The 16,786-nt window shown below is 45.4% G+C and carries 16 protein-coding genes; 13 read left to right on the top strand and 3 right to left on the bottom strand.

The features are described from left to right. Positions 1-2: 2 nt before the first annotated feature. From mobB to NST47_RS26615, 10 genes are all read left to right on the top strand, one after another. Positions 3-497 carry a molybdopterin-guanine dinucleotide biosynthesis protein B gene (mobB, locus tag NST47_RS26660; RefSeq protein WP_341157836.1) on the top strand — a complete coding sequence of 165 codons (495 nt, stop codon included), beginning with the start codon at positions 3-5 and terminating at the stop codon, positions 495-497. Positions 498-581: 84 nt separating this feature from the next. Beyond that, entirely contained in the window at positions 582-815 is a 234-nt protein-coding gene (locus tag NST47_RS26655) for a ferredoxin (RefSeq protein WP_076229215.1), read from the top strand. Positions 816-995: 180 nt separating this feature from the next. Further along, positions 996-2,828, top strand: a complete 1,833-nt coding sequence (locus NST47_RS26650) for a CHASE2 domain-containing protein (RefSeq protein ID WP_341157835.1) — start codon at positions 996-998, stop codon at positions 2,826-2,828. Between the two features lie 128 nt (positions 2,829-2,956). Next, positions 2,957-5,116 (top strand): FecR family protein, encoded by a 2,160-nt coding sequence (locus tag NST47_RS26645; protein WP_341157834.1) that lies wholly within the window; start codon positions 2,957-2,959, stop codon positions 5,114-5,116. Between the two features lie 25 nt (positions 5,117-5,141). Continuing rightward, positions 5,142-6,761: a stalk domain-containing protein gene (locus tag NST47_RS26640; RefSeq protein WP_341157833.1), complete on the top strand. Its 1,620-nt coding sequence runs from the start codon at positions 5,142-5,144 to the stop codon at positions 6,759-6,761. Between the two features lie 109 nt (positions 6,762-6,870). After that, positions 6,871-7,602, top strand: coding sequence for an HD-GYP domain-containing protein (locus NST47_RS26635; protein ID WP_341157832.1), 732 nt, complete (start codon positions 6,871-6,873; stop codon positions 7,600-7,602). A gap of 138 nt (positions 7,603-7,740) precedes the next feature. Beyond that, positions 7,741-9,204 carry a L,D-transpeptidase gene (locus tag NST47_RS26630; protein WP_341157831.1) on the top strand — a complete coding sequence of 488 codons (1,464 nt, stop codon included), beginning with the start codon at positions 7,741-7,743 and terminating at the stop codon, positions 9,202-9,204. Positions 9,205-9,529: 325 nt separating this feature from the next. Continuing rightward, positions 9,530-10,633 carry a quinone-dependent dihydroorotate dehydrogenase gene (locus tag NST47_RS26625; RefSeq protein ID WP_341157830.1) on the top strand — a complete coding sequence of 368 codons (1,104 nt, stop codon included), beginning with the start codon at positions 9,530-9,532 and terminating at the stop codon, positions 10,631-10,633. A 15-nt stretch (positions 10,634-10,648) separates the two neighbouring features. Next, positions 10,649-11,443, top strand: coding sequence for a GTP pyrophosphokinase (locus NST47_RS26620; protein WP_076229221.1), 795 nt, complete (start codon positions 10,649-10,651; stop codon positions 11,441-11,443). A gap of 29 nt (positions 11,444-11,472) precedes the next feature. Next, positions 11,473-11,910, top strand: coding sequence for a DUF309 domain-containing protein (locus tag NST47_RS26615; RefSeq protein WP_341157829.1), 438 nt, complete (start codon positions 11,473-11,475; stop codon positions 11,908-11,910). A gap of 38 nt (positions 11,911-11,948) precedes the next feature. On the opposite strand, the gene NST47_RS26610 is transcribed toward NST47_RS26615, so the two are convergent. Next, complete coding sequence (locus tag NST47_RS26610) at positions 11,949-12,458, bottom strand: thioredoxin family protein (RefSeq protein WP_341157828.1); 510 nt, start codon at positions 12,456-12,458, stop codon at positions 11,949-11,951. Between the two features lie 192 nt (positions 12,459-12,650). On the opposite strand from NST47_RS26610, the gene NST47_RS26605 reads away from it, so the two are divergent. Both NST47_RS26605 and NST47_RS26600 read left to right on the top strand, forming a co-directional pair. Continuing rightward, positions 12,651-14,222 (top strand): RsmF rRNA methyltransferase first C-terminal domain-containing protein, encoded by a 1,572-nt coding sequence (locus NST47_RS26605; protein ID WP_341157827.1) that lies wholly within the window; start codon positions 12,651-12,653, stop codon positions 14,220-14,222. Next, positions 14,223-14,966, top strand: coding sequence for a pseudouridine synthase (locus NST47_RS26600; RefSeq protein WP_341157826.1), 744 nt, complete (start codon positions 14,223-14,225; stop codon positions 14,964-14,966). A 57-nt stretch (positions 14,967-15,023) separates the two neighbouring features. On the opposite strand, the gene NST47_RS26595 is transcribed toward NST47_RS26600, so the two are convergent. Next, positions 15,024-15,116, bottom strand: coding sequence for a YjcZ family sporulation protein (locus NST47_RS26595; protein ID WP_341157825.1), 93 nt, complete (start codon positions 15,114-15,116; stop codon positions 15,024-15,026). Between the two features lie 252 nt (positions 15,117-15,368). Between NST47_RS26595 and NST47_RS26590 the strand changes: the two genes are divergently transcribed. Then, positions 15,369-16,154, top strand: a complete 786-nt coding sequence (locus tag NST47_RS26590) for a hypothetical protein (RefSeq protein WP_341157824.1) — start codon at positions 15,369-15,371, stop codon at positions 16,152-16,154. 108 nt (positions 16,155-16,262) lie between these two features. On the opposite strand, the gene NST47_RS26585 is transcribed toward NST47_RS26590, so the two are convergent. Continuing rightward, complete coding sequence (locus NST47_RS26585) at positions 16,263-16,661, bottom strand: helix-turn-helix domain-containing protein (protein WP_076229226.1); 399 nt, start codon at positions 16,659-16,661, stop codon at positions 16,263-16,265. Positions 16,662-16,786: the final 125 nt, after the last annotated feature.

The following is a 16,786-nucleotide window of genomic DNA, read 5'->3' as shown; positions in this document are numbered from 1 at the left end:
GCATGGCAGCTGTGATTGGCTTCGCAGGTTTTTCCAACAGCGGCAAAACAAGGCTGATTTCCAGACTCGTCAGCTACTATAGTCACATGAACATTCGATGTGCAGTAGTGAAGCATGATGCTCATGGACATTATACAGAGGCGTCCGGAGCCGACTCCGCCCAATTTGTGGAGGCTGGTGCAGCAGCAGTGGCCATTATTTCCCCGGATTCTTACGTCAGGATTCAAAGAGAATCCATTTCGCTTGAGGTCATGCTGACAAGGCTGCAAGCAGAAGAATTTGACCTGATCCTAATAGAAGGGTTCAAAAAAGGGAATCATGATCAAGTGGCATTGTTTCGCAATAAGGAGCAGGCACATATTCTCACTGAATTGAATCAGATGCCTATTGCTGTTGTAGCTCCTGAGGCTCTGAAAGCATATAGTATTGAAGGAGTGCCTTTTTTTGATCCTGATGATTTGGCTTCCATAGCAGGTTGGATTCAAGGTCGTATGTGAGCTTAATTTACTTTTTTAATTGAACTTTTGCTTGTTTTATATTATATTCTAGGATGAGCTTACAATTTAGGAGGGAAACTAGCAATGGCAAAATATACCTGGGTAGAAAAAGACACCTGTATCGCCTGTGGCGCTTGTGGTGCTACAGCACCAGACATTTATGATTACGATGATGAAGGATTGGCGGAAGTCATTTTCGACAATGATGGCAACAAAGGTGTAACCGAAATTCCGGATGATTTGTACGATGATTTGCAGGATGCTCAAGATGGCTGTCCTACAGATTCAATCAAAGTTGCAGATACGCCATTCAACTAAGTAGAACGTGTTCAAGAGAGATTTTTGAACATCTTATATTAGTTTTTACCAAAGCCTTTTTCCACTGGGAGCTAAGCCCTGGGAGAAAGGTCTTTTTTTTGTGAAGTTATGCGAAATTTATGTGTTTAGGGAAAAAAGTATGGTAATATTAGAGCGAAACTTTGGGTAAGGGGGCAAAAAATGAAAAAAGGTGTCAGCAAATCTGCCGTCATAATTATAGGTAATGCACTTGTTGTATTTATTTGTCTGGTTTTTCTCGTATTCGGACTGTGGAAGGTACTATCCGACCAAGTTTTCGACATTAATATGAAGCAATCGATGTCCGGGGCTCCACATGAAGATATTCTGGTAATCGGGATCGACACCACCTCTATTAAAGAAGTCGGCCCATATCCGTGGGATCGTAAGGTGTATGCTCAACTGATCAGTCGGCTTGAAGCGGCTGGTGCCAAAGCGATCGGCTTTGATATTGAGCTCTATACCGAGAGCAACTTCCCGGAAAGCGATAAGCTGCTTGCAGATGAGCTGACCAAGCACAAAAATATTATTTTTCCTTCCCACGCCGATTTGGAGGGTGACTTTGACCGATCAAGCAAGGTTAAGGAAGGCGAGCTCATTATGGCCCGCAAAACGGATCAACCGATTCCGATGATTCAAAAATCAGTCAACAAGGCACACATCAATGCGGCCTTTGACACAGACGGAGTTATTCGCACTAACTGGATGCAAATCAATACACCTGATGGCATTTTCCCGACGCTTGGTCTGGCATTGGCACAGGTGGCTGGAGTTGATGTATCGAAGTATTTGAACCTCCCCGTGCTTCAAAATCGCCCCAAGTCGGAAATGCTGATCAAATGGGAAGGGAAAGAATTTGATTTTGAGACCATTCCATTCGCCAAGGTGTTGAAAGGAGAAATTCCTCCACAGGTGTTCAAGGATCGTATTATTCTGGTTGGGTATACGGCACCTGGCTCCGATGAAGGGATCACACCTATTGAACGCCACATGCATCTGGTTTATGCGCATGCGAACATCCTGAATCAGGTTTTGAATCAAAAGGTCATTGTTCCTGTCAGCGGTGTGATTACGTTGGCGATGTCTGCTCTGATGATTGTGCTGTTCGGTTTCCTCACATGGAGACTTAAACCGATTACAAGCATCGTATTGGTGTTTGTTGTATCCTTGGGTCTTTTGGCACTGCAATACATAACATTTACATATAACGATCAATACCTGGACACCATTGGAGCTGTTTTAAGCGGATTAATTTCCTATATTGGCAATATCGCGATGAAAACCTATTTTGAGACGAAGCAAAAAAATTACATCACCAAGCAATTTGGACGATATATTTCACCTGATCTGGTTAAAGAAATTGCTAAAAGCGACTCGGAAATTCAGCTTGGCGGTATCAAAAGGGAATTGTCCTTATTGTTTCTGGATGTCAGCGGATTTACACCACTATCAGAGAAGCTGAAGCCGGAAGAGGTCGTCGACTTTCTGAATATGATGTTTAACCTGATTACCGAGGTTACCCTGCAGAACCGCGGGACGATTGACAAGTTTATCGGTGATGCTGCAATGATCCTGTACAATGCACCGTTGGATGTGCCCGATCATGCTTACTACGCAGTCAAAACCGGCTTTGAAATACAGGAGGGGATGGAGCAGATCCGCAGAGATGTTGAAGCCAAGTATGGTGTTACCTTGAGCATTCGGATCGGGATCAATACCGGTGATGTTGTTGTTGGCAATATTGGTTCTTATCTTCGTGTGGACTACACGGCCATCGGAGACAATGTAAATACAGCCGCGAGAATTGAATCCAATGCGCGTCCAAACAAGGTTTGGGTTTCTGAATCTACCTACGATTTAACGAAGGATTATTTCGAATATGAATTCGCTGGGGAGAAGCTGATGAAGGGGAAAAGTGCCCCACTCAAACTGTTTGAAGTAGTGAGTATAACAGGGGCTCCTGGAGAGGGGAAAAAGCGGGACAAGGTCTCATAATGTGTCAAATTTTGCATTGCCATTTGAAGTCTCTCAAATTACAATTGGTAGAGAGAGTCAGATTATTCAAACATAGTCAGATAGAAGATGAGAGGAGATTCATTGTGGGATATTGGAACAGGATAAGGATGGGTAGCAGCAAATCATTTTTGTCTTTATTTGTAGCATTTAGTATGATATTTTCCCTCCTGTCTGTCGTATTACCTGAGCCCATCCAGGCCAAGAGCACACGGACCGCTATAATTGTTAATGTTAAAGGTGATGTAACCGTTAAAAAATCGGGAGGCTCCAAGTCTTACACGGCCTATGGTGACATGACTTTGAATCAAGGGGATGTTATTTCTACGGGAGCAGGCTCTTCAGCTGTTGTAAGAATAGCTGACCATGATGATGAAATTACTATTGGAGATAATGCCGAGGTGAGTGTTACTGACTTGGCTAACGAAGGCAGCGGCAAGCAGTCCAAGGTATCCTCTTGGGCGGGTTCCATGTGGGTAAAGGTTAAATCATTGGTTGGTGCGGAGGATGAGTTCGAAGTTGAGACACCTACGGCAACGATGGGGGTCAAAGGGACGCAATTTTACACAGGCGTTAATCCTGTAACGGGTGAGACTTTTGTCGTGGTTGGAGCAGGTGCCGTTCTGACGACAACAACTACGTACCAACAACCGGATACCAGCAATCCGCAGAATATCAATGAGACATTGCTATTGCCTACACAGCAAATCAACTTAACAGGTCGTGACGAAATAACAGATGTGGCTATGAAGACGGAGATTATTGATATTTTTCAATTGGTAGAAAGATCCTCTCCTGAATTATTGGAAGCTATCATCAAGAACAAAGCGGAAATCGATAAAGAAAACGCGGAGTTTATTGAAAAGAAAAAAGCTGAAATTGCTGAAAAAAACAAAGCGGACACAGGCAATTCCACATTGACGATCAACGACATTGAGACTTTGAACAAGATCAGCAAAAACTTGGATAACATTATTGGCAACATTATCAAAACAGCGTTAGATCAAAAGAAAATCGATCCGGATAAAATGAATCAAATCGTGGCTGAGGCTAATGCCAAGATTATTGATAATGACAAAAAGATTGATTTGAATAAAGTTGAACCTCTTGACCGCACAGCAGGCTTGGATCCGGAAAAAGAAAAACAAAAGCAGGCCGAATTAGATAAGCTGAAAGCAGAAAAAGAACGTAAGCTAGCTGAACAGAAAAGGCTTGAACAGGAGAAGCTTGATAAATATAAAGCAATTCTGGACGCGCTAGCCAAAGAAAAACAGCGTTTGCAAGAAGCTAATAAAAAAGCAGCAGATGAGGCTGCGAAGCTCGCGGAGGCAGAATACCTCAAGCAGTTGTCTGCTGCTGAGAGAGCTGTGTACGAACAGAACAAATCAAATAATACGTCTACCACACCTCCACAAACAGGAAGCGGAACAAATGGAAATACAGGAGGGGGCACTGGCGGAAGTACCGGTGGAAGCACGGGTGGAAGCACCAACAATAACAACAGCAACCCGGTTCCTCAGGTCCCTTCACTGATCAGTCCTACGCAAGCGATAACGAGTGCTAATGGCAATATCGAGCTGAAATTGAGGGCTGCCTCGACCTCGACGATTCAAATCATGAATGGTACTACCCTGCTTGCAAGTGCGCCCGGACAAGGGGAAACGGATGTCGTTTTCAATATTTCTTTAGCAAATGGGATATACAACTTAACGGCTCAAACTGAGCGTGCAGGTAAAGTTAGCATGGCAGTATCGATTCCACAAATTACAGTTAGCAGCAGTCCTGCTAGTCCTGCTAATATTACGATTTCTCAGGTAGGTGGACCAAGCGGCAATATCATCAATCTAAACCTGAATTTAAATGACTTTGTGGATGCCAGCCAATTTTATGCGGTGGAAGCGCATCTGGTTTATAACAATTCCTTGAGCTATACGGGTACATCGGCTATAGCTGACGTGCCAGGCACCGTTTTCGATGGATCGAATATGGCAGAAACGTTAACACAGCATGCAGGTTCCACACAAAACGAACTTATTTATGCCGCTTCACAATTTGAAACGACAGCAACGACCGGAACCATCAATAATCTTTCTGTAAGCGGCCAGAAGCTACTAGTAACAATTCCGTTGACCGTAAGCAACTCTGCTTCAAATCCGGCTGTGGTAGATCTGGTTTATGTGAAAATTGTTAATAAAACAGGAGCTACGGTGTATGAATTGGGATCAAGCTTGCCGAACGCACCCAAATCGATAAGTGTTATTACAAGGTAAGGAATGATCCGGGAAGGGGAAAACTATGAAAAAAGTTAGCAAAATCGTTGCCACAGCCTTTATATCATCCTTATTGATGGGCACATCGACTGTATGGGGCGCTTCATTTTCGGTGGATAGCTTAAAAGGAAGCAACGATCAAATATTAACCGATGTTACATCCTTGGCTGGTATCGGTGATTTCGGAAATGAGAATGGAGCCTCGGCTTCAACCTCGTTTCGCAACCCGTCCGGCGTGATTGCTTTGTCGGATGGTTCGGTTCTTATCTCTGATACTCGTAATCATGTCATTCGGAAGCTGAAAGACGGACAGGTTACTACATTTGCCGGACTGAATCTTCTCAAAGACGAAAAGGGCTTTCCGGTCGGCGGACGTTATGATGGAAAGACAGATGCTTCCTTTTTCCAGGAACCGATGGGACTTGCCTTGGACAGCAAAGGAAACCTCCTTATAGCAGATGCAGGAAATCATGCAATACGGAAAATAGACAGCGAAGGCAACGTGACTACAATTGCCGGTAACGGTGAGATTGGAATGAAGGATGGATCGGGTAGCACGGCTACCTTCAATACTCCGTCAGATGTCGTAGCTGCTGCAGATGGAACCCTGTATGTAGCGGATACGCTTAATCATCTAATTCGGAGTATTAGCCCAAGCGGCGAGGTCAAGTCATTGAATGCTCTATCAGGACGTTTAATTGAAGTGACACCTGGTCAGGTCGTTCAAGCAGGCGATTATTTGGATGGAGCCCTGCAAACGGCGAAGTTCAACGAGCCAACAGGACTGGCCCTGGACAGCAAGGGGAACTTATTTGTAAGTGACACTGGGAACCAAAGAATTCGTTATATTGACCTCAAACAGAACACGGTAGCAACAGTTGCAGGCAGCAGTACGATTGATGATAAAGGCACTGTGTATTCCAAAACGGCTCTTTACGCACCTGGTGATTATGCGGATGGTCCGGCCAATCAAGCTTTATTCAATTCTCCAAGAGGACTTGCTGTTACGGCAGATGGCGGCTTGGTCATTGCAGATTCGTTGAATCACTCCATCCGTTATTTGGATAAAGGCCAAGTCACAACATTAGCTGGGGCTGCCAGTTTACGCGGTGGCGAAGCTGACGGTGTTGAACGCAGTGCTGCATTCAAAAACCCTGTTGATGTTGCGATCACATCCGAGGGTAATATCATCGTCGCAGATGCTTACAATAATAAAATACGTAAAATAAGCGCCTACCAGCTCCCAGCTAATTTGCCCAAGGATGCTAACGTAAAAGTAGTGTATGGACCGCAGTGGATTCAGTTCGATGTACAACCGGAAATTGACAACGGAAGAACGATGGTACCGGTTCGTGCCATAACGGAAGCACTTGGTTATACAGTTACCTTTAACGATGAGAAACGAAGTGTACAATTGGCCAAGGATGGTGTTACCATTGAATTGTACATTGATAAGACAGGCGTTAAACGTATCGTGCAGGGCAAGGATTCGGCTGTAAAGGAAACGGATGTCGCACCTTACATTAAAGAAGATCACACGTATGTTCCAGTTCGTTTTTTTGCAGAGGAAATTGGTTTGGATGTTCAGTGGAATGATGCAGCCCGAACAGCGATTTTAAGAACTAAATCAACAATTACCCGTTAAAGATTTCATTCCAAAGACCTATTGTGTGCAGAGAAGATGCATTCTTCACTTCACATAGTAGGTCTTTTCGATTATGATGAGAAAAAGCGATTAAGTTGGAGGCATATCCGTGTCCGATATTCAGCAGCTCAAAGACAAACTGGAACAGTTGAAACAACGTAATCGAGATCTTACCCTGTTGCTGGAGTCGGCATTAGAATTAAAAAGCGGTTTGACATCGATGGACCACCCGTTTCCGATAAGTGTGATACATTCATTGGTTTTTGCGTTGGATTCCAGAGATCCCTACACGTCCGGACATTCGTCGCGTGTAGCCCTCTATTCTTTGTGGATAGCAAGGGAGCTTGGAATATCCGAGGAAGAATGCAAGCATTTTTATCGTTCTGCTTTGATGCATGATATTGGCAAGATTGGCGTGCCCGATCGGGTGTTATTGAAAGCAGAAAGCCTGAATGAGGAAGAGTTTCAAATTATGATTTCTCATACCCTGATAGGTGCACGTATTCTGTCGAAGGTAGAGCCTGTGGAGCGGATGATACAAGCAACGGAGGTTGCGAAATACCATCATGAAAAAATGGATGGAAGCGGCTATCCGGAAGGACTGAGGGGTGAAAGTATTCCCTTTTATGCGCGTATTGTCGCAGTTGCCGATGCTTTTGATGCAATGACTACCGATCGTCCTTACTCCAAAGGAATTAGCTGCCAGGAAGGTGTGGAAGAAATTGTACGCTGTAAGGGCTCGCATTTTGACCCTGGGGTCGTTGAAGCTTTTAAAAATGTGATGCAAGCGCGGAATTACTTAAAGGGTGGGGAGATTGATCCCCCTTATATATTCGAATAACAATCACAAGCACCTCACTTCAATTATGGAGTGGAGGTGTTTTTTTCAACCCTTTACAAAATGAAGGATGGTGCCGATATTACAGTGAGAAGGTTGCAGTAAGTAGGTTACAGTAAGTAGGTTGAAAGAAGGGATACCGTGAAACCAAAGGATCATGAGGAACAGCTGAGGCAATTTTTCAATAACAATACCTTGGACGATCAGATGCGACTGAAAAAATATGTGCGTGAGCATCCTACTAATAAAATGGCCTGGTACTTGTTGGGAAGGGAATATGATAGTCTGGGCAAACGTGGAAAAGCCTTGTACTGTTATGGACAAGCCGGTGAGATTTATGAAGCCTTTGAAAACCAAACGATTACAGTATCTCTTGAATCCCAGGAGGCGCTGGAGCAGCTGGATCGACGGGGCAAACGGAAACGCTGGCTGAGTCGTGCGCGGCTGGCAGTTTTGCTGGCCCTGATTGTATTCGGGATCGCATACCTTCCTGCGTTTGCCCCTGCACCTGAGCCCGAGACGCAGACTGCTCTTCCGGCATTACCGAAGGATGTAAGTCTGGAACAGGTGCAGCAAACCAAGGTGTATTACATAGCGGGTGCGAAAACGAAGGAGCGTGTAGGGGCGGCTTTACAGGAGATGCTGATTAAGGAGCGGATAAACAGCTACGCTATATTGGCATCGGGTAAACTGACAGAAGACGGCAAATGGATATCCTGGCTGCAGCCTCCCGACATTCTGCTTTCCGTCGAAGGCAAGCAGGATGCGGCCCAGCAGCAAATCCAATATCACGACGCAGAAAGCTGTCAATGCGTGCCGACAGAAGATTCAAAGCCCAAATCCATCTATCAGTCCTGGATGGGGCAGCGCGAGCAGGAAGTCGTGCTTCGATCAGCTATAGATGCATACCGTCGTATAAATGGAAAGCTTCCTGAGAACCTGCAGGCTTTGAACCAGCCGCATCCGCAAAATATACTTCCCGGGGTTACTCCCTTCATGGAGCAGCTGTATGAGCAGGATAAAGCCCAATTAACGGATACGGTTATTCCGCAGGGGAGTCCATCAGCATCAGGAACACCAACAACGGTACCCCCAAGTCAAGGTTCTGGCTCTTCCGGGAATGGTCAGGAGGCATCAGCGTCTGGACTTCAGAAGCCTCTTAAAGATCCACTGCGGATTATTGTGGATAAGACGAACCATAGACTGGCTTTGGTTAGTGGAACGATTATCGTCAGGAGCTATCCTGTTGGCTTGGGCGCAGATCGTACCCCTGAGGGAACTTTTGAAATAGCGGAGAAAGTAAGAAATCCGAATGGAAAATCGAACGGTGATTTTGGCAGCAGAGGCATGGGGCTTTCCAATCCTTTATACGCTATTCACGGCACGAATAAACCTAACAGCATAGGCAAGGATGAATCTTTGGGCTGCGTACGTATGCTGAAGGAAGATATCGAGGAATTGTTCGATATGGCACCGATCGGGACACCGGTTACGATTGGCAAGGGCTTGCTGCCCTCAGAGATAAAGCGTGGGGAGCCTGTCTTTACACTTCCCCTGACCAGCAATGAAACCAATCCGGGGAAAGTGTACAAATGGCTTGATTAGCTTGATGTAGATAAATAAAACGCTTTCCTAAGGCAATAGAAGTAATAGAGCCATGGCAATGATCAGGGCAGCAAAAACGGAGCATACTATTATGATTCGTTTTTTGTTGACGGTATCCTGAGGTTTACGTTGTCGTAAATAAGTTGGTTTTTTTCGCTGCATAGGAGTCGCCCTGCCTTTTTGATGGATTTATGAATATTTTATCATACTGTAGCAGCGAACAAACAAGATTTTGTATAGCCTCTGCTCTTTATTTTTCTTGCATAAAACGATAAACTGTTCAAAGAGAATAAGTTATCGTTTGTTCAAGGGAGAGACAATAGGAATGTTATACAGAAATATGTTAAAACCGCTGCTTTTTCGAATGGATGCGGAGAAGGCACATCATCTTACTATAGATGGGCTTCATACGGCTTCGACGATTCCAGGAGTTAATAGCTTGCTTGAAGGATTGTATGGGGTCAAGCAAACGGCGGCATTGGAATCAACCTTATGGGGAATTCATTTTGCCAATCCGATAGGACTGGCCGCAGGGCTCGACAAGAATGCGAAAGCAGTCGCCGGGTTTTCTAAGCTTGGTTTTGGATTTATGGAAGTTGGCACCGTTACACCCAAGCCTCAGGCTGGGAATGAGCTGCCGCGGTTGTTCAGACTTCCCGAGGACACTGCATTAATTAACCGCATGGGGTTTAATAATGTAGGCATTGATGTGATGGCCAAGCATTTGGAGCAGACTGCCAAACGTACGATCCCGGTTGCGGTGAATATCGGCAAAAATAAGCTGACACCAAACGAACACGCAGAAGACGACTATCGTGCTTGTATTACCAGATTGTATACGTACGGAGATTTTTTTGTAGTGAATATCAGTTCGCCCAATACACCGGATTTGCGCAGCCTTCAGCATGGTGATGATTTATCTCGATTGCTGGCTGCCGTTCAAGACGAGATGAAGCTCCAGCATCAAAAACATGGAGGAGCCGCGAAGCCGGTTTTGGTCAAAATAGCACCGGATCTTGGGACTGATGAAATTACTTATATGGTGCAAACGATTGTAGCAAGCGGGGTATCCGGGATCATTGCCTCAAACACGACGATTTCCAGAGAAGGTCTGACCCATCGTCATAAGGGAGAAGCTGGTGGACTCAGCGGTAAGCCGTTAACCGAACGTTCCACACAGCTTATTCATACTTTATACGAGCTTACGGAAGGCAAAATGCCGATTATTGGCTCTGGTGGTGTGTTTACAGCCCAGCATGCGTATGACAAAATATGTGCGGGAGCCAGTCTGGTAGAAATCTATACGGCTTTGATTTATGAGGGCCCCTCACTGGTAAGGCGATTGAATGAGGGTTTGCAACAATTGCTGCATAAGGACGGATTTGCTAACATTACGGAAGCAGTCGGTTCCGCACATCGGCATCGGTAAAATGGAGGGGTATGGATGGATGGACGCGATTGGAAAAAGTTTCTCATGCCTTATGACCAGGCTGTTGAAGAATTAAAGGTCAAATTCAAAACGTTGCGCGGTGAATTGAAAAGCCGTGATGAATATTCACCAATCGAATTTGTGACTGGAAGAGTCAAAAAAATATCGAGCATTCTAGATAAGGCCAAGCGATTGAATGTTCCTATGGAGCAGCTGGAAACCGGAATAGAAGACATTGCCGGCATTCGCATCATGTGCCAGTTTGTGGAGGACATCGAGCGTCTGGCTAATTTGATTCGCGTCCGGCAGGATATGACGTTATTGTATGAAAAGGATTATGTACTGAACAAGAAACCAAGCGGCTATCGCAGCTACCATATGATATTGGAATATCCCGTACAAACGGCGCTTGGGATGAAAAGGGTGCTGGCTGAGGTTCAGATCCGTACATTGGCTATGAATTTCTGGGCCACAATCGAGCATTCTCTGAACTATAAATACCGGGAGAGTTTGCCGCCGGAGGTTATCAAACGACTCAGTAAAGCGGCCGAAGCAGCCTATTTGCTGGATCAGGAGATGAGCAGCATCCGTGATGAGATAATGGAAGCACAGCAGCTGTTTGAGGATAATTCGAATATTGTATCGCGAATACTCAACGGTATACAGGAGCTGTATTTTTACCATCGGGTTCGTGAAGCCGTACAGTTTCAATTTCGGTTTAACGAGCATTGGGAGACAGAGGATATCAGATATTTGAGGGAGCTGTCCATGGAGATTGATGATGCTATCACTCGTGCCAAAAAAGGATAGCGGCTTCATAAGAAATGGAGGTGCTTCCATTGACTGCGAGGCCGGAATATGACCGATTGTACGTGAAATTCATCTATTATTTTAATGTGGAACGCGAGTATTTTGAGTGTCATGAGGTGATGGAGGAGCTCTGGCTTGAGGAAGGCAGGGCTCCTTTATATCAAGGAATGCTTCAGGTAGCTGTTGGTTTGTATCATCATCGGAATGGAAATGTGAGTGGAGCAATCAAGCTATTCACAGCGGCACTGGAGAAGCTGGCGGGTCGCCAAGCAGAGGTAATGGGGATCGACCTGGCTTTATTGGTCGCAGATAGCCAGCGTTACCTGCAGCAGCTGGAACGAATGGCTGAACAGCCGTTTGCATTCTATGACTTGAATATTAGGGTCATCGATCCGAATTTGGATGAAGCGGTAGAGGTTCTTATAGCCAATCCGCCAATACCGGGTGTTGAGGAAGAAGAGCATTGAATCTAAAAAAATAGAGCAGGAGCTTTCGCTCATCTGCTCTATTTGGCATTATATTTTTGCAAAAATTGTTTGAAGGAGTCTGAATTGTACCCCTGCTGACCGGCTTCAGCGATGCCGCCAACCATCCGTTCCACTTCTTTACCTGCTTTATAATAGATCAGAGTAGGTGTGGACTGAATATTGTATTTGCTCCAGCCATCTTTGAATTCTTCAAGATTAAACTGTTTGACATCGATTCCCAATTCCTTGCTCAGCGGGGCCAGAACTGGAGTTGTTCTTTTGCAGTGCGGGCAGGTAGAGGCAAAGTAATACACAAAAAAATCTTCCTTGGCGTTCAGCTTTTTATCTAGCTCTGCCGGCAAAATGATATTCTGATAATTGGGATCATCAAGCTGCTTGACGGTTTCAGGATTCATTTTGTCGGGTGCCATGCCGTATACATTGTTGGCAAATTTGCTATTCTTGGCTTTGTCCGATTGTTGGTTCACGACATATAGCCCTGCGAAAAGTACAACAATGATGGATAAGTAAATCGCAATCTTTTTCATTCAGGTATAATCCTCTCTACTTGTGAATTCTATCATTATATGATAAATCATTTGGCTATCCAAGGATTTCGATAAAAGTATCGTCGTTTCCTGCTGCTGTTTCCTTCAAAAATGAATGAATTATGACATGTTGCAGCATCCGGCTATAAGAAATATAATAGGTACAGTTCACGAGCTCGGCTGCATTCATCTATGATACTAAGGAAAGTTGGACACCTATTGACAGAAAGTGATGGAATACAGGGCAGGTATTTACCTGTGGAATTTGTGGCTAGAATGAGCTCGCTGCTGGGAGAGCAGTACCCGGCATTCATTGCTTCCTATGACAAACCCAGAGTGTACGGCCTCAGGATTAATACCTTGAAGTGTACTGCGGAGCTGTTCTTAAAGCTGACTTCATTACAGCTAAGATCGATTTCGTGGGCATCCAGTGGTTTTTATTATGAAGAGGACAGCAGACCTGGCAAGCATCCGCACTATCACACCGGTTTATATTATATTCAGGAACCCAGTGCAATGGCGCCAGTAGAGCTTCTGGACGTTCAGCCTGGTGAACGGGTACTTGATTTATGCGCAGCGCCTGGAGGGAAGTCTACACAAATCGCAGCTAAGCTTGCGGGTCAAGGCATGCTGGTGACGAACGATATTCATTCGGATCGTGTGAAGGCGCTGGTCAAAAATATCGAGCTGTCCGGAGTACGGAACGCCGTCGTATTGAACGAGCAGCCGGAAAAGCTTAAGCATAGCTTTGCGCAGTTTTTTGATAAAATATTAATTGATGCACCTTGTTCTGGTGAGGGGATGTTCCGTAAGGAAGCTGATATGGCCAAGACCTGGGAGCCTGATTGGGTAAAACGTTATGCCGTTATGCAGAGAGAGCTGTTGGACCAGGCGGCATGTATGCTGCGATCGGGAGGTCGTATGGTCTATTCTACCTGTACGTTTTCATTGGATGAAAATGAGGCGATGATCGCTGAATTTCTGGACAAGCACCCCGAATTCATGGTAGTGCCTGTGGCGGCTGTGGATGGATTATCTCATGGATATGACACAGAACTATCCGGACAGCTTAATAGCTTCTCAGATCGTGCGAGAGAGGCTGTAAAAGGGACGGTAAGACTATGGCCGCACCAGCTGGAGGGCGAAGGGCATTTTGTGGCTGTACTGCTGCATAATGGGATTGCCAGCGCCGCTGCTCAACCAGAAGCGAATCTCCAGTCCGCGGCAGCTCGTCCGACCATGAAACCGAACAAGTCTGCCAAGTCGTTAAAGGGTAAGCATTCTCCAGGCTTACAATCAGTAGGCAAGCAGCAGCCTGCTGAGGTTGATTTGCAGCTGTTGTATCGTTTCATGACTGAGCATGCTCCGGAAGTTGGGATTTCACAAGTAACGCTGCATGGGGAGCATGTTTATGCATCACCGATCGGATTGCCAGACCTAAGTGGCATTCGCATCATTCGTCCTGGATGGTACATCGGTACTTTGAAAAAACAGCGATTTGAACCTTCACATGCGCTGGCTATGGGGCTCAGTAAAGAGGATGCTGTTCGCACGATTGAACTGGAAGCCACCTCTGCCGCCGCCGCCAGATATTTGAAGGGAGAGACGCTGGAGATGACCGAATCTTCCATTCAGAGGCGTAATCATGACATTGCATTCAAAGGTTATTGCCTCGTTCTTATCGATGGTTTTCCTGTTGGCTGGGGCAAATGGCAGGATGGTATTTTAAAAAATGAATATCCCCCGGGGTGGAGGTGGACATAGTTGAAGCAAACCATGCGTCTGGAAAAGCTGTTGGCTCATGCTGGCCACGGCACACGAAGTGAAATTAAGCGAATGATCAAGAATGGTCTTATTCAAGTCAATGACCGTCCGATCAAGGATGGAGGGATGCAGGTTCATCCGGAGCAGGATCGGATTACGGTGGACGGTCAAATCGTACGTTACCGTGAGTTTATGTATCTGATGCTGAACAAGCCGCAGGGCGTCATATCAGCGACAGAGGATAGCCGCGAGCGAACCGTACTGGATTTGCTGGATGAATCGTATGCCCATTATGAGTTATTTCCTGTTGGGCGACTGGACAAGGATACAGAGGGCTTGCTGCTGCTGACCAATGATGGTAAGCTGGCACATAATTTACTATCACCCCGCAAGCATGTGGCCAAAATGTATTTTGCCGAGGTGGATGGTTTGGTAACGGTGAAGGACCAGGAGATTTTCCGAAGCGGAGTGACCCTGGATGACGGATACCTCACCATGCCGGCCCAGTTGAATATTTTGGAAGCCGGTGATCCTGATAAAGGTGCCGTTGCCAAAATCGAGCTGACGATTCAGGAAGGTAAATTTCATCAAGTGAAACGAATGTTTGAAGCTGTTGGCAAACGGGTCGTGTTTCTCAAAAGAATTTCCATGGGAACGCTGCTGCTGGATGAGTACCTGGCGCCTGGCGCTTATCGCGAACTGACGGAAAACGAGCTTGCCCAATTACAGCTTACCCACGTATAAATGCAAAAGACCGAATGACTGTGATTGCACAGCATATCGGTCTTTTTTTGAGCGGGCTTACAGCCAACCGGCGCGGAGAATGATGACCAACAAGATGTATAATACAAGAATAGCACCAGTACTCGTGTACAAACCTCCGACTGCAGACATGCTGATTCCTCCCATACTCCATATTGACCGGTCAACAATGGGCAAAATTAGTACGCTTCACTTGGGGGGCACATACGTTGGAGTTAATTGCCTTCCCTGTCAACGGTCTACATTATCATATGACAATGATCATGCTTGGCCTGGACTTTTATCCTGATGATTCATATTTTGGGCGGGATGGGACACGCTAATCATTGATGGTTTCTGACATCTGGCAACCACACATATCAAGTCCATTGGAGGCGAGCTTGGATGACCGATGTTTGGCTTAGAACCGATTTGAAAACAGCGAGTGGAGAAGTAAGCGACATTATATGGAAACATCAATGTATCGGAATGATGACGCTCGTTTATCGTGAGGCAGACCGGATTACCGGGGCCGTCCAATTGGAGCAAGCGGTATTTCCCGAACATGCCAGACAGCAGGTGTTGACCTTTGTACAAGAGCACCTGGAGTCCTTAACCTATGCCTTGGGTGCCCGAACTTGTGAGGTAACAGTTTCTTATAGCGAGCTGGATCCGCTTATTTATGCTAATCTGGAGAAATCAGACTGGGTTGATGTTGAAGAGGATTACGACTACGATTATGATTGGATGGAATACGAACGCTTTGAGGATGAGAATGCCGAAGAGCAAAATGAATATGTGATGGGCTTAGAAGGTTCAATTCATGATGAAGAAGCTGTTGTTGAACGATATTCGGCACCTTCGGCTTCAGCAGCGTTAGTCGATGAGGAGGAACGAGATTATACGGTGGTTCGTACCAAAGGCAATGGCGACACGTATATCTTCGAAATTTACCAGCAGTCACACGGGGGTTTGCCAATCGGAAGAGCTACGATTGATGCCAGCTATCGTCAGCTGCAAGGATTTATTGATTTTCGTGAGCCGGGAGATTCCGTGGATCGCGAGTCGATTGCGAAGCTGATGATGCAGGAAATGGACAAGGAAAAAGATTTCGAATCCTTCAATCTCATTATGCTGTACCAAAATCAACCATTTGAAGAAATCAATTATGAAGCAGATTGGGTTCACTAGTTTGCACAATTACAACCAGCCCGAGGGTTCGGATTAAGGACTGTAAGAGCCTTAATCCGCGCCTTCGGGCTGGTTTGCTTCATTAGATAATTAAAGGGGAACGATTGCTTAGACTTCAGTTTTCTCATCTTTCTTCTTGTCTTTCCAAAACAAGACGGTCAACATCCGTTCTATCCATTCCTTATCCTGCTCGGTGAGTTCAACACCATCAAAGCTCAATTCATTATCACGCAAAAATCGTCTCAGGTTCACACGAGGTTTTACATAATCCTTACTGCGCTCACTATCTTGGGGCTGCTCCAGATAACCGGCGATTTCCATCAAATTGGAGTAGGGGGTATTCAAGCCCTCTGATAGCTTCATCAATACATCCGGAGAAGGTACTCCACGATTGCCATTTTCCATTTGGGAAATGTAGGCCGAAGAAACCCCAGAGCGATCCGCCAATTCGCGAATAGTAAAACCTTTCAATTTGCGCATATCGCGCAGCTGCTCATAAAAATTCATAAGGGACACCTGCATTTTCATAAGTAAACAATGGTTAACATTGATATAATATCAGTAAACTTCTGTAATTTCAACGCTCACACAAATGTATTCAAAAGTAAATAAAATATTTCCAAAAGTAAAAT

The sequence above is a fragment of the Paenibacillus sp. FSL H8-0034 genome (assembly GCF_038000305.1).
Lineage (GTDB): Bacteria > Bacillota > Bacilli > Paenibacillales > NBRC-103111 > Paenibacillus_S.
The sequence above is the reverse complement of the archived record's forward strand: the minus strand, read 5'-3'. Positions and strand labels throughout refer to the sequence as shown.